Below are 16,621 nucleotides of genomic sequence, written 5' to 3' on the forward strand. Positions count from 1 at the left end.
GCGCTCCGAAGCAGTCCGTCACCTTCCGTGACTACGGCAGCCGCACGAACCTGCAACCTCCGAAAGGCGTTCCTCCGCGTGTCAACGCAACTAGCCGGGCCGCCCGACCGGGTCCGCGTCGTGGCGGTCCTGTTGCTTCATGCGGGGCGCTGCCACTGCGCCGACAATGGGAGGCGTGAGCGAGATCTCGCAGCGCTTCGACCCTGCGGACGACCCGAGGCGTCGCGGCAGCCCCGCGCGCGTGCAGATCTTCCAGTGGCTGCGTGCGCGCGACACGGGGCTGTCTGCGCTACGCCGAGCAGGCCGAGCCGGAGTCGTCATACCAGCGGTCTTCGCCGTCGCCGTGGAGCTCATCGGTGATCCGACCGTTGCCACTTTCGCGGCCTTCGGCGGGTTTGCGACCCTGCTGTACGTCGACTTCAGCGGTCCCATGCGCGAGCGGCTGTCGGCGCAGACCGGCCTGGTGCTTGCCGAAGCGGTCTTCGTCTGCCTGGGAACCCTGGCGTCCCAAGTGGTCTGGGTGGCTGTCGTTGCCACTTTCATCATCGCCTTTTTCGTGCTGTTCGTGGGCGTCGTCAGCTCTGCGCTGGCCGGGTCGGCGACCGCGCTCCTCATCAGTTTCGTCCTGCCGGTCACGCTGTCCGGCTCGGTGAGTTCGATCCCGGAGCGGCTCGGGGGCTGGCTACTGGCCGGCGTGGCATCACTGGTTGCCGTCGCCGTACTGTGGCCCGCACCGGTCCGCGAGCCATTGCGGCTTTCGACGGCTCAGGCTTGCGCGTTGTTGGCTCAGCGGCTGCGCGCAGAGGTCGACTGTGTTCGCGGGGACTTGGTGCCGGCGAACAGCGCGGACTTCAACGTGCTGGCCGAACGGGCGGCCGGTGCGGTCACAGCGCTGCGCACGTCGTTCTTCGGCACGTCCTACTGCCCGACTGGACTCACCACGTCGGCGCGCGCCCTCATTCGCCTGATCGACCAGGTGGTGTGGCTCGATGCGATCCTCGCGCGAACGCCCCTGGACGTGCGGCCCGGTTCGACCGCAGCGGCAGTCTGTGAAGTCAAGTTGGAAGCCGCGACGCTGCTGGAACGTGGCGCGGCGTTGCTTGAATCGGTCAGTGGCGATCCCCACCAGCTGGAGTCCGATCTGAGACGCCTGCAACGGGCGCGGGAGGCCATGGGGCGCGCCGTCACATCCGCTCTCCCGGTGCACGGCGCCCGGAGACCTTCGCATGGGGTGTCCGACAAGGCAGTGACAGACTTTGTCAGCTCACTGGCGCCGAGCTTTCGCGCCCAGGAGATGGCTTTCGCGATCTCGGCGATCGCCATGAACATCGAACTCAGCGTGGCCGCCCGCCAGCGCAGTTGGTGGCAACACCTTCTGGGACGCCGTCCCGTCGGGGAGACCTCCCCGCTGTCCTCCGCACAAGAGCGCCTCGGAGCGCACGTCGAACGTCACTCGGTGTGGCTCCACAACAGCGTGCGCGGGGCGATGGCCCTGGGCCTGGCCGTGCTCATCGCCGAAATGACCGGCGTGCAACACTTGTTCTGGGTCGTCTTGGGCACGCTGGCCGTACTGCGCTCCAACGCGCTGAACACCGGCCAGAACGCCCTGCGCGGTCTACTGGGAACCGCCGTCGGATTCCTTATCGGTGGCGGGCTCATCTTCGTTCTGGGCACGAACACCACAGTCTGCTGGCTGCTGCTTCCGCCCGCTGTGGTCTTCGCCGGTCTTGCGCCTGCCGCTGTCTCGTTCGCCGCCGGCCAAGCCGGCTTCACCACCGCGCTGCTGATCCTGTACAACATCATCGCTCCCGCAGGGTGGAGAACCGGGCTCGTCCGCATCGAGGACGTGGCCATCGGCTGCGCGGTGAGCCTCGTCGTCGGGGCGTTGTTCTGGCCACGCGGAGCGGGCCCGGCACTGGGCCAGGCACTGGCCGAGGCATTCTCCGACAGCGCTCGTTACCTGCACCGCGCGATCGAATTCGGTCTCACCCCTTGCGATGCACTCGTGCCGAGTGCACCCACACCACGCGAAGACAGCCGTCGGGCAGCTTCGGCGGCCCGCCGGCTCGACGATGCCTTCCGCGGCTTCCTCGCCGAACGCGGCACCAAGCACATCCCCCTGGCAGGCGTGACGACATTGATCAACGCAGTCGTCGTGCTGCGACTCACGGCCGACGCCGTACTCGAACTCTGGGGAGGCGACGATCGTGCGCCCGAAGGGGACCGAGCCGCGGCACGCACGGAGATCCTTCATGCCGCAGCGCCGCTTGTCGATTGGTATGAGAAGACCGCGCGAGCACTTGGGGGGACGGGCACGGTTCCCGACCAACTCAACAGCACGCTCGCAGCCGGCTGCCTCATCGAGGCCATGCGCCGGGACCTCGCGGAAGAGGACGGGCAGGGAGCAGCCACAGCGGTCAAGATGATCTGGACCGCAGACCACATCGACGCGGTCCGACATCTTCAAACGGAGATCCTGGAGCCCGCGCGAGCGGTCTCCGAGCAGCACGTGCCTCACGCATGGCTTGCCGGACGCCGGACCTCACCCACTCCAGGGTGAGCCGCCGCCTCCAGTGCCCCCTACAGGTCGGTCCCGGCGCTGACAACTCCTGCAGCGCCACAAGGTCGGGCCTGTGTCAGACGGTCTCAGTCCAGGGCGGACTGCACCGTGGGGGTCAGCAGGGCAGTCAACTCGCAGATGTCGTCAAGGGCGTCGAGACCGAGGACGGCGTTCTCAATGGCGGTTCGGCGGCCGGGAGAGACCACTGATTGGGCCAGGCTGCGGTACTTGTCGACGATCTCGGCATTGGTCAGCAGCCGATCGCCGGTGCCGCGGGGGTGGGCGACGACCGCTTCGCGGGTACTGCCGTCCTTCAACGTCAGGCGCAAACGGGTGGTAAGCCTCTCGTCGACCGGGAGCTGGTCGTAGGACTGCTCGTGGTGCGTCTCCGTGCGGTCGATCAAGGCCCACACGTCGTCGCGGTTGATCCGCTCCTCGGCGAACTGCCTGATGAGCACATCCCCGTCGATGAGCGCCACCGCCACGGCGTAGGCGACGTTCATCTGGGCGCCGATCGGCTCCAGGGGGCGGACCGCCTGCCATCCTCCGTGGCCGTAGGCGGCCTCCGGTATGTCGATCTCGATTCGCTCGATCTGCCCGGCCGCCACCTTGTGCTCGGACCGCAGCTGGAGGGCCGCGTCGATGGCGGCGTGCAGGAGTCCCATGGCGGCGTATGCCTTCACCGCGATACGTTCGACCTCCCAGATCGAGCCCAGGCCCGCCGTGATCTGGCTGGCGTCGGGTTTGTGGCCCTCGCCAAAGGTCGAAAGGAAGCCGCCGTAGTCACGCTCGAAGACGCGCTTGATTCCCACATAGCCGGATGCGGCGAGCGCGGCCGCGGTCAAGCCGTTGCGGGAGGCGAAGCCGTGCTGCATACGCTTGACCATCGACTCGAACTGCGCGGCCATCAGGCCGCAGGACTGGGTGGCGGCGATCCCGAGGGCGTCTTCGAATCCGGCGGCGTCCAGTCCGTAGAGCTTTCCGGCGGACGCGGCGGCCGAGTGGGTGCCGAAGACCACACCTGAGTGCCAGCCGCGGGAGATCATTTCGAGGCCCCCCAGCGCCATGCCGACGCGCGGCCCCGTCTCGTAGCCGAGGATCGCTCCGAGCAGGACGCGAGATCCTGAAACCTCACCGACATGCGGGGCGGCCGCGAGCATGGCGGGCAGGACCAGCGCGTTGCTGTGCAACGGGGCGAGCGGGTGGTAGTCGTCGAGTTCGAACCCTTGGATGAAGCTGGAGTTGAGCATCGCCGCCGACGGGGCGCCGGTGGTGCGGCTGCCCCAGCCGATGAGCACGGCGCTCCCGGCGTTGTCCAGCGCGGTGACCCCCTCGACGCCCTTGCGGGAGACGGGAAGCTTGGCGCCGACCAGGGCGCAGGCGACGCCGTCGAGCAGCAGATGTTTGGCACGCTCGCGGACAGAGGACGGAACGTCATCCAGTGTGGTGGCGGCGAGCCAGGTGGCCAACCTTCCGGTGGGACCGGAGGGATCGGTGGGGGCTCTGCCTGTCTTGCGGGCCGCCTGTGCGGGTTGTCCGGGGCTGCTCATGGCTTCTCCCCTCTTCCGTCAGTTCCAGTGTCGTCTTTCGTGCGTGATCTCGCGCGGTTACACATGATGCACAGTGGGCTCCCTCACCGCTCCGGTCCCGAAGCGGCCTGCGGTCGTTCTTCACGGGCCTCAACAGAGCCCGCAGGATCGGGAAGGGCTGCCCGGCTGAGCGGCCGCAGACAGGCGACCCCTGTCGTCCGAGCGCAGCATGGCCATCATGCATCCGGGACCGCGCAGCCCCGACACGCAGACATCGAGGCGGCGAAGCAGCAACGGCTGCGCTGGGTCGCCACCATGCAGTCTGGGGCGCGTCACGCGGATGGCCCACCCCGGTCGCACTGCGGCTGCATCCGGTGCTTGCTGTTCGTGAGACGGGTCCTCTTCCGAACGACGTAACGCGGTTTTCGGGTCTCGCGGGCCGAGCAAGACCTGCGGCGCCGCGGCACGTGGCTACGGCATCCGGTATGTGGAGGTGTCATGCGGCTTGGATTCACCCAGGCTCGCCTCGCCGCGGCGCTGGTGCTTGCCATCGTCGCCGCGGTGAGCGGCTGTGCCGCCAGCGCCTCGACGTCAGCGTCGCAGTCCCCGTCCGTGCGGGAGGGATCCCCGCTGCAGGAACCGCAGCAGTTGGTGAGCCATAACGGGTTCCTGCAGGTGCGGCTCGTCGTAGAGCGGCGCCGGGTGCAGGTGGCCGACCGCACGCTGTGGGCTCTGACATACAACGGTCGCTATATGCCACCCACGCTACGGATCCGGCCCGGAGACAGGGTGGAACTGGCGATGGAGAACCGGCTGGGGCAGTACACGAACTTGCACGTCCACGGGCTGCACGTGTCGCCGAGCGGCAACTCCGACAACATCTTCTCCTTCGCGCCGACGGTGGACCTGAGCCGCGCCGCCGTCGCCGCGCGGCGCACCCTCGTGTTCTCCGAGAACTCGGCAGGGACCCGTTTCTTCATCAACGGCAAGCAGTTCGACATGAACCGTGTTGATTTCCGGTCCAAGCTGAACACTGTGGAGGAGTGGACCGTCCGCAACGACAGTAACGAGGAACATTCGTTCCACGTGCACGTCAACCATTTCCAGCTGATGAGCATCAACGGAAAACCGCACCAGGGTCACGGCCTGCAGGACACCGCGAGCGTTCCCGCCAAGGGGCAGTTCGTCATCCGGATCCGCTTCAACACCTTCGTCGGCAAGACCGTCTTGCACTGCCACATCCTCAACCACGAAGACGCGGGCATGATGGCCGTGCTGGAGATCGTCAAATGACCGGTTTCGTGCAGGTCATCAGCGAAGAGTCCCATCTGGAGGAGCAGCACGACGAATACCGCCGCACACTGGAGCGCCTTGAGGAACCGGCAGTCGAGATCGTGCGGAACGTGCTGCGGCGGCCTGGCCTGCTGACCCGGCCGCCGGCCGCGCCATGCGTTCTTGGACCGCAGAACGAGAAATTCCCGCGGGCAGGGGTGACGAGGGCTCTTCCGTCGCCCTGATACGAAACCAGACGTTCAGGTTCTTCTTTGGAGGTGGGCATGAGAACCACCATGTTGGGGATGAAAATTTCTTCGACGACAGCATCGCGCGACGCCCGGAAGGGACACCCGGTAGGTCGGCCGCCGCGGGCTGGCGCAGTGGCGACCCGCGGTCACGCGCCCAGGCGGGACGCGGCCTGCCCAAGGAAGGAACAGCACGGAACGGCCCCCACTCGGAAGGGGAAGGCGGTTGAGGGACTTCTGGCGTATGCGACACAGCCGTCGGCCCGGCCGCCGCGGCGTGAGGGCGCTGGAGCCGCGCGGACCGGCGGTCGAGGAGGGCACCGAGCCGGATCCACGGTTCACCTTCGCCAACGAGCGCACCTTCCTCGCGTGGTGCCGCACAGCCCTCGCCCTGGTGGCCGCCGGGCTCGCCATCACGCAACTCCTGCCTCCCTTTGCAGGGACCCCCTGGGGTCGGCGCGCCATCGGCGTGCCGCTCATCGCGCTGGGTGCCCTCGTGGCTGCGGTCGGCTACGTGGACTGGGGGCGTAACCAGCACGCCCTGCGTCTGGGCAGGCCGCTGCCCCGAACAGTCCTGCCGCTGATCCTCACCCTGGTCGTAGCCGCCGAGTGCGTGCTGGCTGCAGTTCTCGTGCTGTCCTCCGGGAGGGCGGCCCGGTGACGGGCCCCGAGCGCCCCGAGCGCGCTCGGCGGCGAGCACCCGAGGACGTCGAGGATCTCGACCCGGGCCGGGCCCGTGAGCGCACCCACCTGGCCTGGCGCCGTACGGCCAGCTCCTTCACCGCGGTCAGTGCGGCCGTGGCGAAGTTCGACCCGGCCGGCGGAGTGGCACTGCTGGTGATGGCCGCCGGAGTGTGGACCATCGCGACGCGCCATGCCGCATGGCGACCTGACTGCACGGGCGCCTGGGCGCGAGGCCGGGCTGTGCGCACGATCGCCCTCATCACCGGGCTCACCGCCCTGATCTCGCTCCTCGTCGCGGTGTTCGCCGAGGGCCGGCCGTCCTAGCCACTGGGCCGAGCAGCGCCGTTATGCCGACGTGGGGGTTCCAGTGAGTCGGCGACTCCTTCGCAGCCTCCACCCAAGGGTCGGTGATCGTGGGTGGTGAGTGAGCGCTTGATTGGCTGACCGGCGTGCTCGTTGCGCCGGATGGCTGCGGTCATGTCGAGGATGCGCTGAAGTACGCGGGCCGCGACGCCAACATGCCTCGACACGCGGCGGTAGTAGTGGCGGTCTCCGATCAAGGTCTTCGGCGTCACTCAACCTGGGCGTGATGCCCACGGCCGGCCGTCGCGCGGCCAACTGCGGAGAAGCCTTCAGCAGGTCATCGGTCTTCCTCTGCAGTGCAATCGCCAGGCAGTCCAAGTCACCATTCGCGCAACGACATTGGACTCCCGGGTCTCATGCCCATAGCAATCGCCTGGAATCGATCAGCTAGGCCGGGTCCGGCTCCACCAAAAGCCGCGCGTAGTTCGCCATCGAGCGCTGGTAGCGCGGAAGGTGCGGGGCCAGAGCGCGCACGGCAACCGACACCGCCTCGCGCTCGCGGCCGACGTCGACCAGGCACAGGGCCAAAACGGCCGAAACGGCATCAGCCAGCACTGCGGCGTCCGGGTCGTAATTCTCGGCCTCCGCCGTGAGCAGCACCACCGACTCCTCCACCCGGCCGATGTTCCGCAGCGAGCTCGACATCTGGATAACCGCGCGGCGGCGTCGTATCCCTGCCAAGCCACCCTCCAGCGCCTCCTCGTACAGCGGAACGGCTCTGTCGGAGTGGCCGGTGGAGTCCCAGGCGCAGGCGCGCTCGAAGGCGGCGATCGGGCTTTCCTTCGGCAGTTCGCCGGCAAGCTCGCAGATCCGCGCGCGGAAGTCGGCCTCGCCGGCCTCACCACGCGCGTAGTATTCGTCGATCTCGGCCCATGCCTGCGCACTCCGGCGCTCCCAGTCGTTCATGTCGATCTTCTGGTCCATGCGGTGCAGCGTCGCACGGACGTACCCTTCCGTCTACGGACTCTCGGCGCTGGGAGAGTCGCGATGCCGCGAATACTGCAGCAGATCGTCGACCTGCGCGAGGCTGTCTCGGACGTCACAAACTGCAGTTGACCCCTCGCGCACTGTCTCGCGCAGCCATCCCCTTCGCCGAGGTCAGCATCTGTGCAGCTGAGCGCTCAACCGAAGTTGCACTCTTCCGAACTGGGGGCGGTGCGCGCTGGTCGCTCTTCCGCGGTTGGCTTGACCGGGCTATCGGGACTCCACCGGCCGCTCGCTCAGGTGCTGCCTCGATCGGGGCGAACCAGTGCAATGTGCTGGCCACGTTACCCAGCGGCGAGCGCCTTGCTGTAGACCGTCGAACTTCAACGCACCGTCATCCCAATCCGCTCGTAAAACGACAGCGCTCCGGTGTCCGAGTGCGTCCACAGCGTGGAGGTTCGCTTTCCCTGCTGGTAGAAGGTACGGAAGGTGTGCTGCAACATCACGAAGCGTCGCGCTCCCACGCTTCAGTCCGCCATGCGGTCGAGGATTCCCACCGGACCCAGGACGATGATCAGATCGCCGGGGGCGAGCCGCACACCGGGTTCGGGGTTCGCTGCGACCGTGCTGCTCGGCTTTCTCAGCGCAAGGATCGCCACGCCTGCGTAGCGGGTTCTCGCCTCCATGACCGTCAGGCCGTCCAGTCGCGAGCCCGGCCGGACCGCCACCTCTTCAAGCCGGATGTCCGGGCCGAGATCGAGCAGGTCCACGACCTCGCGCATGGAAGGCTGCACGGCGAGCAGAGCCATACGCCGACCGCTGAGTCGGTAGGGGGAGACCACTTCGTCGGCACCTGCACGGATCAGTTTGTCCACGGACGCGCTCTCAGCGGCGCGGGCGATGATGCGCAGGTCCGGATTGAGCGCCCGTGCGGTGAGTGTGATGAACACGTTGGCCGCGTCGGAGTCCACCGCACAGATCAGGCCCTGGGCACGCTGGATGCCGGCCCGCCGCAGGACCGCCTCGTCGGTCGGGTCTCCGGCGACGTGAAGAATCGCGTGCTCTGCAATCGTCCCCGCCAGCTCGGGCTTGGGCTCGATCACCACCCCGGTGCGCTCTTGCCGTCGCAGCTCTTCCACCACGGCCCGGCCCACCCGTCCGAAGGCGCACACCACATAGTGCCCGCTGAGCCGGTCCACGCGTTTGATCATCCGGCTCCTCCGCATCCATCGTGCGACCTCCCCGGAGGCGACCACCTCGGTCCCCACGCCAATGGCGGTGAAAAGTGCCATGACGCCGAAGAAGATCAGGGAGATCGTGAAAACCTTGCCGCCGGAACCCTGTGCTGGGCCCTGGCCCACGCCCACGGTGCTGAGGGTGAGCACGGTCGTGTAGAAGGCGTCCAGCAGGTCCTTGCCCTCGACAAGCCAGTACCCCAGTGTTCCGTAGATGAGCGCCACCACGACCAGCGTGATGGGCAGCTTGAAGCGTCCGAACATCCCTCCCCCGAGTCGCGGCGGTCTCGTCCGGAACGGGCGCCAAGGCACTCTCCCAGGCGGCTTTGTCCAGCCTCGCAGCCGCATGGGCGCCTCCGTACCGCCGTCCGTCACCCTGCGTCACCGAGGCGCTCTCGATCAGCACGTCCCGGCATCGGACGGCTCCGTTGCCAGTGTCCGCCGCTCCTCGGCGGCCTGCGCGGCGAGCCGCCGGCCGGTGGACGGTGGACGGTCGACGGTCCCTACGGCGTCTTCAGGACCGTAGGGATCTCTTTGTGCTGACTGCGGCCGAAGAGGAAACTCGCGATGTCGTCGTGCTGTTGCGTCTGCAGTCGATCCACACACCCACGGCGAGCAGCGCAAGCGCAAGGATCACGGCCACAGTGATGGCTGCGTTCATCCCTCTACCACTACCACCTGCCCAATCCGGGTACGCCCGCTGGCGATAAGGACCCGGCGGCGACTTCGGCATGTCGAACTCGCCGAATTCGCATTCATGGGGCACGACGAGCAGGTCCCAGCGGCCCGTGCTGTTGGACACTACGCGGATCTGGCACCGGCCCCGCCCGGCAGGTAACCATCCCAGATCGATCATTCGCCCGGCGATCGCGATCCGGCACAGGGATCCGCAACCGCAGGTTGTGATCACGCCTCGCACTGTCGAAGGGCCGGTTCGGCAGGGCACTGCTGAGACACCGCTCACGCGCAGGTCGAGTCGGCCGACGGAGCTGTCGTGCATCCCGCGCCGCACGCGACGTTCACAGACCTGCCTTCGACCTTGCCGGTCGGCGCGCGGATGTGTCGTGCCCGGTCACGTCGACCAGTGCCCCGTTGGGCCGTTGAGGTGCTCCCGTGCGCCGGTTCACCGGGGCGGGCAAGGGGGCGAGAGGGTGCCGGTGGACGAGCCGGGTCTGGTAGACGACCAGGACCACGAGCAGGGCAAACAGTGCCGCGGAACCCCATAGGGTGCCCCAGCCCAGGCCACCTTCGTCCGCAGGTTTGGTCAACGAGTCGCCGCCGGCCGCGCCCAGCGGGCGCGTGAGGACGAACGCCAGCCAGAACAAGGCGGTGCCGTTGATGCTGGTCAAGTAGTGCGCAGCAACGATCAACAGCATGATGCCGGCGATGACGAGGAATGCGTTGCGGAACCCCAGGCCGGTGTCGTCGGACAGCCAGTCCCCGCTGGACGTGCCCAACGTGTTCGAGGTCAGGATCGCGATCCAGTAAAGGATCTCGCCCTTACGGCTGGCGATGTTCTCCACGTCACAGGTCTGCCCGGTCCGCCACCACACGAGGAAGACAACGGCCAGAACACTGGTGAGGATCACCGCGCCCCAGGCGTAGCCGATGCCATTCGGGGCACTACCGTGGCCGAACCCGCGGTTCATGAAGTCGGAGATCTCAGTGCCGACCATGCTGGTGCCCAGGACCACCGCCCAGAACAGGGCCGAATGGAACCGCTTGGCCCGCAGCTGAGCCACCACAACGACCAGAAAGAAGACCAGGAAGACCAACGCGGTGACGACATAGCCGAGCTTGAAGGTGATTCCCAACAAATCGCCGGACGTTTCCCCCAGGGTCACCGCGACGGTCTTCAACGCCCAGAACAACACCGTCACATGGGGCAGCTTGCGCAGCACATGACCGGCCCGGCCGGGCGCTGCGACACTGAACCTCTCTGTGGCCATCCCTCTCCGATCCATCAGTTTCTCGATGACCGGGTCCGCGCGATGTAGCGCACGGGGCTGCTTCCGGCTTCGACGGAGCTCTTGCGATCGACCCTGATCGGCTGAGCGGGAGACCGTGACACACAAAACACTGGTCTCTTCGCGAAAGTGTCATTTTTTCGCCACGTGGCACAGAGCTTCGTGATCACCATCGTGCCCCCTACGGCGTGCCCGACGATCTCATTTCCTGGCCGCCGCACGTCATCGCCACCCGAAGGAGTGAACTGAACCGCTGACGGATTGATGCTCAGCCCCGAAGCCAAGGCGAGAGTGCGCGTCGCAGCGACCTGACTGTTCGTCTGAATCGTTCGGGGTAGCTGAGTCCCCGTGTCCAGCCCCACGCAGGACTGCAGCGTGAGGTCTCATGAGGGAGGTCCCTGGCCGAGCCGGCCGAGCCGACCTGGCCGTGGACGGGACAGTGGGCTGCACGCGGTAGCGCGGGACGCGCACCTTCGTGCGCCCCGGCGTCGGCTGACCCTCACCACCACCGATGACCTGCCCGGGACCGACGGCTCCTGACCGTCCAGTGAAGATCGAGATGCGTGTTGCGCGAGGGACGCCAAAAATCGAAGAGAGCAGTGGACAGTCGCCGATCAGACGATCAGAAAGGTGACGACTATGCGGAGTCGAACCGTACGCGCTCTGGCCACCAGCGCCGCCGCGGCCATGCTTGCCGCTGGGGCGGCCGTGGCCACCACGGGGCCGGCCTTCGCGACGCCGGCGGCGCACGCCAGTGTGACCACCAGCCAGCACACCCTCACGACGAAACACTGCAGGACCGTCAAGGGCCATTACAGGACAGTTACCTCCCACGGCAAGACCAAGAAGGTCTGGGTCAAGCCCTACAAGGTCTGCTCCAAGAAGTAGGAGCCGCCATGGGCGCCGGGCCGTCAAACGCCCGGCGCTCGCTCTCGACGGTCATGACCGGGGCCAGGGACGACTGACTGCCCGACGAGCCCGAGTCCGACATGCCGGACGACGTACCCGAACCGGGGCCCGGCCCCGGACGGGCCGGGTCGCCCGCCCTGGCCCGGTCCGCCGGGTGCCCGCGCCGCGCTCACCCATGCGGCGGTGGTGATTCGTTCGCGCCGAGCCGGTTCTCGGCGCTCATCGCAGCCCGTTCCGCCTCGGTCGGCAGCCGCCGGCCCGCCCAAGCCGCGTATGCCGCGGCATCGTTCCGGGAGACGTGCGCCACGGGACGGTCGCCGCGGTCGGCGAGGGTGCGGCCCGGGCTCTCCGGCCGGTTCCCGGCGGCGCACTGGACCCCGCACCACCAGAGGGCGCGCTCGGGACGTGGAGCGCCGCGGCGCAGAGCGGCGGGGAGGAATGCGGCGCAATGAACGGTTCGCCCAGCGCGCCACCGGCGACTACCGGCACACCGACTGGCTCTACGGCGCGGAGGCGAGCCGGCCGAGCCATTCGCGCAGCAGCGCCGCCTCGGCCGCCGTGAAGGAGCCGGGCGAGCGTGGGAGCACGGCGTCGAGGGCGATGGCGCGGGAGGCCACCGAGTCCGCACCGTCGGCGGGTGCGGCCTGAGTGGTCAAGGTGGCGAGGACGGCGTCCCGGGTGCGGGTCGACAGTCCGAGGTCGCGGGCGTCGGAGGGTGCAGAGATCAGGGCGAGGGCGACGCCGGTACTTGTGGCCTGGATCATCTGCGCCGCCTGCTCGACGGGGACGCGCAAGCGGCCTGCCCGCGCCGCGCGCCCGAGCATGGCCAGCAGGATCCGGTGGGTGTCCTCGGCCGCGGTGGGGCGCTCACCGGGACGCACCGCTCCGTACATCAGCACATAGAACGAGGGGTGCGTCAGGCCGAACTCGACATGCAGGTCCCAGCCGCGCCGCAGATCCTCGACGGGATCCTCGGTGACCGCCATCGCCTGCTTGTCCGCCAGGTACCGCTCGAAGCCGTATGCGGTGACGGCGTCCAGCAGGCCCTTCTTGTCTCCGAAGAGCCGGTAGAGCGTGGGAGCCTGTACACCGGCCGCGGCGCTGACCGCGCGGGTGGAGACGGCGTCGGCACCGCCCTCGGCGAGCAGGTCCGCCGCGGCGATGAGGATGCGTTCACGGGTGTCCAGATTCTCCTCGGCCGACATGGAATCAATGTTACACGACAACCGTTATCATCGATAACCGCGTGGCCCCGCCGCCAGGACCCGGGAGCGCTACGGGACGAGTAGGGCCCGGAACTGCGCCTTCCCCATGTTCGGGAAGGTGGTGCTCGGGCATGCGGAGGAGACCGCCGCAACCGAGGTGGTATGGACCTACGTCGGCGGGGAGTTGGTCTGGTCCCGGTGAAAGGGCCGCGCGGGTGACGCACACCTGTCATCGTTGGCGCGCACACGCACCATCCCGCCGAATGGCTGACCGGCCCCGCGCGTCGCGGGCCGGGTTCACTCCAGCGGTGCCGTCCCGGATGCAAGCAACCGTCATATGTCGTGTCCTCAGATCAACGGCTCCACACGGTCACTGGGCGAAGGGCACACGACATGAACGGACGCATACGGATCCTCGGGGTGGCGGCCACGGCGATCACACTGTTGCTCGGCGCCGCTCCGGCCTCGACGGCGGCCACCGGTGACCAGCTCACCGCGGTGCCCCAGCAGGCCGCCGGCTCGGGGCTCTGGCTGGCTCCCACGGAGGACGCGTACCGCGTCTCCCTCCCGTACGGCGTATCCGGCGGTTGGATGTCAGGCCACCACACGGGCATCGACCTCGCAGTCCCGTCGGGGACGCCCGTGTACTCCGTGGGTTCGGGCACCGTGGTCTTCGCCGGATACTCCGGCGACTACGGCAATGCGGTCACCATCCACATGCGCGACGGCTACTACACCCTGTACGCCCATCTCTCGCGGATCCGGGTCCGCCGCGGGCAGCGGGTCACCGCGGACACCCGCATCGGCTACTCCGGAGCCACCGGCCGGGCGTCCGGCCCCCACCTCCACTTCGAGGTCCGTGCCCGGCGCGGCTACGGCTCCGACGTCAACCCGGTGAGCTACCTCGCCCGGCACGGCGTCGACCTGCTCGACTGATCACTCGGCGCGTACGGCCGCGCGCAGTCGCTTCCGGTCGAGCTTGCCGACGCTGGTCAGCGGTATCTGCGGGACGATCCGCACCTCGCGCGGATACTTGTTCGCGGCCAGGCGCGCCTTCGCATGCTCGATCAGGTCGTCCGCGGTCGCATGCGCGCCGGGGCGCAGCGAGACGAAAGCCATCACCTCCTCGCCGAGCCGGGGGTCGGGCCGGCCGACTACTCCGGCCATGGCGACCGCCGGGTGGTCCATGAGCACGTCCTCGACGTCGCGCGGGAAGACGTTGAACCCGCCGCGGATGATCAGGTCCTTCTTGCGGTCCACCACGTAGAGGTAGCCGTCGGCGTCCAGGTGGCCGATGTCTCCGGTGTGCAGCCAGCCGTCGGCCAGCGCCGACTCGGTGACCTCCGGCGCACGCCAGTACCCGGACATCACGCCGGGCGAGCGTACGCAGATCTCCCCGTCGTGTCCGGACGGCAGGGGCCGGCCGGCCTCGTCGCGGATGCTCACCTCGCACCCGGCCACCGGCCGGCCGACGCTTCCCGCCCGGCGCATGCCCAGGGGGTTGGTCGAGATGAGGGACCCCGACTCGGTGCAGCCGTACCCCTCGTAGACCGTCACGCTCTCCACCCTGGCCTCGAACTCCCTCCGGCTCTCGGCGGGCAGCGGGGACGCGCCGGAGGAGACCGCGACCAGGGCGGACAGGTCCCACTCCTCCAACGGCTGGGCGAGCAGCATCTGGATCATCGAGGGCACCAGCGTGCTGCGGTGCACCTTGTGGCTCTGGACCAGCTCCAGCCAGCCGGCCGGGTCGAACCAGCGCATCAGGATCGTCCGATGCGGCTCCCTCTGGTGCAGGCCGGTGCAGGTGACCAGCAGTCCGTAGGCGTGCGCGAGGGGCAACGGCAGCAGCGTCCGGGTCAACCCCTCGCCCGAGGAGGCCTGTTGGCTCGCCGAGCCGCACCACAGCAGGTTGGCGTGGGTCAGGGGCACGCCCTTGGAGCGGCCCGTCGTGCCGCCGGTGTACAGCAGAGCGGCCAGGTCGTCGTCGCCCCGGTCTGCGATCGCGCCCGGCTCGGTGGCCGACACCTCGGCGAAGTCCAGCACCGGCACCGGGGCGGCGGGGTCGTCCTCGGCTCCGGGGGCCAGAACGAAGCGCACCCCCGCCACGCAGCCGACCGCCGCATTGACCTTGGGCAGGAACTCGGCCGTGGTGACCACCGCGACCGCACCTGAATCCGCCAGCACGTGGCGCAGCTCATCCTCGGTGACGAGGAAGAGCACCGGTGTCACCACGACACCCGCGCGCCAGGCCGCCTGGTAGGTGATCAGCACCTCGGGGCAGTTGGCCATCACCACGACCACGCGGTCGCCGGGTCGCACTCCCAGCCCGGCCAGCCCGGCTGCCAGCCGGGACGCCCGGTCGGCCAGTGCGGCGCTGGACCACCAGGTGCCCTCGAAGTGCAGCGAGTCATAGCTGCCATGCAGCTCCAGTTGGCGCTCTGCCTGCCTGGCCAGATTCCGTTCAGCCACAACGAGTTCCCATCCCTCGAACGATGGCGACCACCGCACGATAGGCACCATCGGCCGCCACCGGCCAGGACGGCGTCACGGCCAATGTGTTCGCGATGCGTGACCTGAGCGGCTGCGCACCCTCCAACACCCGGACCAATCCTGCTGACCTCCTGCTGACCTGTGCCGTCTAGACTTCCCCGGATGACGACCGTGAAGCGCGACGTACTCGACGTGCTCGACGTGCTCTACAAGGCCGAGCCGGGCGACCGGGGACAGTGGCTGGATGTGCACATGCCCGCGCCTGCCCCGTCCGCCACGCCCGTCGTTCTTCTCTGGCACGGCAGCGGTCGCAATGAGAAGGACGTGCTCGTTCCTCTGGCACAGGACGTGGCGCGGTACGGCGTGCTGGTGTTCGTTCCCGACTGGCGACCCGATGCGCAGGACAGGGGGCGAGCTGATCTGCTGGCCTCCCTGCGCTACGTCCGTGATCACGCCGCATCGTTCGGTGGCGACCCGGCTCGGATCGCGCTCGCCGGCTGGTCGGCCGGCGCCGGCGCGGCGGTGGGAATGGCACTGGCACCCGAGCCGGACGGCGGCTGGCGTCCCTCGGCTGCGGTCGGTATCTCCGGCCGCTACGACATGCCTGCACGCAGCACCGGATCCGCCCCGCTCTCCGATCTGGAACGCTGCGGGCTGCCCCCGGTGCCCATCCACCTGGTCCACGGGGTCGAGGATGCAGTCCTGAGCAGTCGGCACTCCCATGACTTCCACATCGCGCTGCAGGCCAACGGATGGCCGGCGCACCTTGTGTCACCCGCCACCGACCACGCCGGCGTCGTCATGACCGAGTACGACCCCGAGCAGGGCCGCTGCCGTCCCGCCCGAACCGACCATGCGATGCGCGCCGGCCGGGCAACCGCAGGCGTCATCGCACGCGCCGCCCGTGAAGCGGCCGGCGGACGGGCGACGTGATCCGCGTACGCGTTCCGGTCGGCGACGATGCCGCGCGGTGGGCGACCCGCAGGCGGCGCCGCAAGGTTGTGCTCGTCGCCCACAACGTCACGTCGGCAACCCGGCTGCTGGACGTGCTCCCGCTGTTCCATGACGACCTGCGGATTCAACTGCTCGCGGCCTGCCCGGAATCGTCGGCGGTCAGATCCGGGATCGCACCCCCTCGTCGTCCGCACGGATCAACGGTAGCGGGACGGTGCGTGCCCCGCTCCCGTCCGGTCGGCGCGCCGCCACTACGCTCTGGGGCGGCAGAACGCCACTGG

14 protein-coding genes and 4 pseudogenes are annotated in these 16,621 nt (G+C 68.6%); 9 read left to right on the top strand and 9 right to left on the bottom strand.

Annotation, left to right across the window (positions count from 1 at the left end):
• The first annotated feature begins 175 nt into the window (after nucleotides 1-175).
• A complete protein-coding gene (locus tag NGB36_RS19955; RefSeq protein ID WP_255921710.1) occupies nucleotides 176-2,560 on the top strand; it encodes an FUSC family protein in 2,385 nt (794 codons plus the stop codon).
• An 86-nt stretch (nucleotides 2,561-2,646) separates the two neighbouring features.
• On the opposite strand, the gene NGB36_RS19960 is transcribed toward NGB36_RS19955, so the two are convergent.
• Nucleotides 2,647-4,110 carry an MmgE/PrpD family protein gene (locus NGB36_RS19960; RefSeq protein WP_255921711.1) on the bottom strand — a complete coding sequence of 488 codons (1,464 nt, stop codon included), beginning with the start codon at nucleotides 4,108-4,110 and terminating at the stop codon, nucleotides 2,647-2,649.
• Nucleotides 4,111-4,587: 477 nt separating this feature from the next.
• Between NGB36_RS19960 and NGB36_RS19965 the strand changes: the two genes are divergently transcribed.
• From NGB36_RS19965 to NGB36_RS19980, 4 genes are all read left to right on the top strand, one after another.
• Nucleotides 4,588-5,382, top strand: a complete 795-nt coding sequence (locus NGB36_RS19965; protein WP_255921712.1) for a multicopper oxidase domain-containing protein — start codon at nucleotides 4,588-4,590, stop codon at nucleotides 5,380-5,382.
• Nucleotides 5,379-5,606 (top strand): hypothetical protein, encoded by a 228-nt coding sequence (locus NGB36_RS19970; RefSeq protein ID WP_255921713.1) that lies wholly within the window; start codon nucleotides 5,379-5,381, stop codon nucleotides 5,604-5,606. Before NGB36_RS19965 ends, NGB36_RS19970 begins: the two co-directional genes overlap by 4 nt.
• A 247-nt stretch (nucleotides 5,607-5,853) precedes the next feature.
• Entirely contained in the window at nucleotides 5,854-6,270 is a 417-nt protein-coding gene (locus NGB36_RS19975) for a YidH family protein (RefSeq protein ID WP_255921714.1), read from the top strand.
• Nucleotides 6,267-6,617 carry a DUF202 domain-containing protein gene (locus tag NGB36_RS19980; protein WP_255921715.1) on the top strand — a complete coding sequence of 117 codons (351 nt, stop codon included), beginning with the start codon at nucleotides 6,267-6,269 and terminating at the stop codon, nucleotides 6,615-6,617. Before NGB36_RS19975 ends, NGB36_RS19980 begins: the two co-directional genes overlap by 4 nt.
• Before the next feature lie 83 nt (nucleotides 6,618-6,700).
• On the opposite strand, the pseudogene NGB36_RS34065 reads toward NGB36_RS19980, so the two are convergent.
• The 5 genes and pseudogenes from NGB36_RS34065 to NGB36_RS20000 form a co-directional block, all read right to left on the bottom strand.
• A pseudogene (locus NGB36_RS34065) lies at nucleotides 6,701-6,808 on the bottom strand (IS982 family transposase); the annotation flags it as partial.
• 49 nt (nucleotides 6,809-6,857) lie between these two features.
• A pseudogene (locus NGB36_RS34070) lies at nucleotides 6,858-6,974 on the bottom strand (IS982 family transposase); the annotation flags it as partial.
• 69 nt (nucleotides 6,975-7,043) lie between these two features.
• Nucleotides 7,044-7,580 (bottom strand): tetratricopeptide repeat protein, encoded by a 537-nt coding sequence (locus NGB36_RS19990; RefSeq protein WP_255921716.1) that lies wholly within the window; start codon nucleotides 7,578-7,580, stop codon nucleotides 7,044-7,046.
• A 527-nt stretch (nucleotides 7,581-8,107) separates the two neighbouring features.
• Nucleotides 8,108-9,079, bottom strand: coding sequence for a potassium channel family protein (locus tag NGB36_RS19995; RefSeq protein WP_255921717.1), 972 nt, complete (start codon nucleotides 9,077-9,079; stop codon nucleotides 8,108-8,110).
• 755 nt (nucleotides 9,080-9,834) lie between these two features.
• Nucleotides 9,835-10,716, bottom strand: coding sequence for a COG4705 family protein (locus NGB36_RS20000; RefSeq protein WP_255921718.1), 882 nt, complete (start codon nucleotides 10,714-10,716; stop codon nucleotides 9,835-9,837).
• A 705-nt stretch (nucleotides 10,717-11,421) separates the two neighbouring features.
• Here NGB36_RS20000 and NGB36_RS20005 point away from each other — a divergent pair.
• The gene (locus NGB36_RS20005; RefSeq protein WP_255921719.1) at nucleotides 11,422-11,670 is read left to right on the top strand and encodes a hypothetical protein; all 249 of its coding nucleotides are present in this window, start codon (nucleotides 11,422-11,424) and stop codon (nucleotides 11,668-11,670) included.
• A 253-nt stretch (nucleotides 11,671-11,923) separates the two neighbouring features.
• On the opposite strand, the pseudogene NGB36_RS20010 reads toward NGB36_RS20005, so the two are convergent.
• Both NGB36_RS20010 and NGB36_RS20015 read right to left on the bottom strand, forming a co-directional pair.
• A pseudogene (locus NGB36_RS20010) lies at nucleotides 11,924-12,136 on the bottom strand (SUMF1/EgtB/PvdO family nonheme iron enzyme); the annotation flags it as partial.
• A 55-nt stretch (nucleotides 12,137-12,191) separates the two neighbouring features.
• Entirely contained in the window at nucleotides 12,192-12,896 is a 705-nt protein-coding gene (locus tag NGB36_RS20015; RefSeq protein WP_255921720.1) for a TetR/AcrR family transcriptional regulator, read from the bottom strand.
• A gap of 393 nt (nucleotides 12,897-13,289) precedes the next feature.
• Between NGB36_RS20015 and NGB36_RS20020 the strand changes: the two genes are divergently transcribed.
• The gene (locus NGB36_RS20020; RefSeq protein WP_255921721.1) at nucleotides 13,290-13,832 is read left to right on the top strand and encodes a M23 family metallopeptidase; all 543 of its coding nucleotides are present in this window, start codon (nucleotides 13,290-13,292) and stop codon (nucleotides 13,830-13,832) included.
• Here the strand turns inward: NGB36_RS20020 and NGB36_RS20025 are convergent, their stop codons facing one another.
• Nucleotides 13,833-15,365, bottom strand: coding sequence for a class I adenylate-forming enzyme family protein (locus NGB36_RS20025; RefSeq protein ID WP_255921722.1), 1,533 nt, complete (start codon nucleotides 15,363-15,365; stop codon nucleotides 13,833-13,835). It abuts the gene before it with no gap.
• Nucleotides 15,366-15,548: 183 nt separating this feature from the next.
• Between NGB36_RS20025 and NGB36_RS20030 the strand changes: the two genes are divergently transcribed.
• On the top strand, nucleotides 15,549-16,319 hold the full coding sequence (locus NGB36_RS20030; RefSeq protein WP_255921723.1) for an alpha/beta hydrolase: 771 nt from the start codon (nucleotides 15,549-15,551) through the stop codon (nucleotides 16,317-16,319).
• A pseudogene (locus NGB36_RS20035) lies at nucleotides 16,316-16,513 on the top strand (hypothetical protein); the annotation flags it as partial. The gene NGB36_RS20030 and the pseudogene NGB36_RS20035, both read left to right, overlap by 4 nt.
• Nucleotides 16,514-16,621 lie beyond the last annotated feature (108 nt).

This window comes from Streptomyces humicola, from assembly GCF_024436035.1.
Taxonomy (GTDB): domain Bacteria; phylum Actinomycetota; class Actinomycetes; order Streptomycetales; family Streptomycetaceae; genus Streptantibioticus_B; species Streptantibioticus_B humicola.

Excerpts from the sequence above, each read along its gene's own strand:
- NGB36_RS19990 (WP_255921716.1), bottom strand. The coding sequence starts at position 7,580 with ATGGACCAGAAGATCGACATGAACGACTGGGAGCGCCGGAGTGCGCAG.
- NGB36_RS19970 (WP_255921713.1), top strand. The coding sequence starts at position 5,379 with ATGACCGGTTTCGTGCAGGTCATCAGCGAAGAGTCCCATCTGGAGGAG.
- NGB36_RS19975 (WP_255921714.1), top strand. The coding sequence starts at position 5,854 with ATGCGACACAGCCGTCGGCCCGGCCGCCGCGGCGTGAGGGCGCTGGAG.
- NGB36_RS20030 (WP_255921723.1), top strand. The coding sequence starts at position 15,549 with ATGACGACCGTGAAGCGCGACGTACTCGACGTGCTCGACGTGCTCTAC.
- NGB36_RS20005 (WP_255921719.1), top strand. The coding sequence starts at position 11,422 with ATGCGGAGTCGAACCGTACGCGCTCTGGCCACCAGCGCCGCCGCGGCC.
- NGB36_RS20020 (WP_255921721.1), top strand. The coding sequence starts at position 13,290 with ATGAACGGACGCATACGGATCCTCGGGGTGGCGGCCACGGCGATCACA.
- NGB36_RS19960 (WP_255921711.1), bottom strand. The coding sequence starts at position 4,110 with ATGAGCAGCCCCGGACAACCCGCACAGGCGGCCCGCAAGACAGGCAGA.
- NGB36_RS20015 (WP_255921720.1), bottom strand. The coding sequence starts at position 12,896 with ATGTCGGCCGAGGAGAATCTGGACACCCGTGAACGCATCCTCATCGCC.
- NGB36_RS19965 (WP_255921712.1), top strand. The coding sequence starts at position 4,588 with ATGCGGCTTGGATTCACCCAGGCTCGCCTCGCCGCGGCGCTGGTGCTT.
- NGB36_RS19995 (WP_255921717.1), bottom strand. The coding sequence starts at position 9,079 with ATGTTCGGACGCTTCAAGCTGCCCATCACGCTGGTCGTGGTGGCGCTC.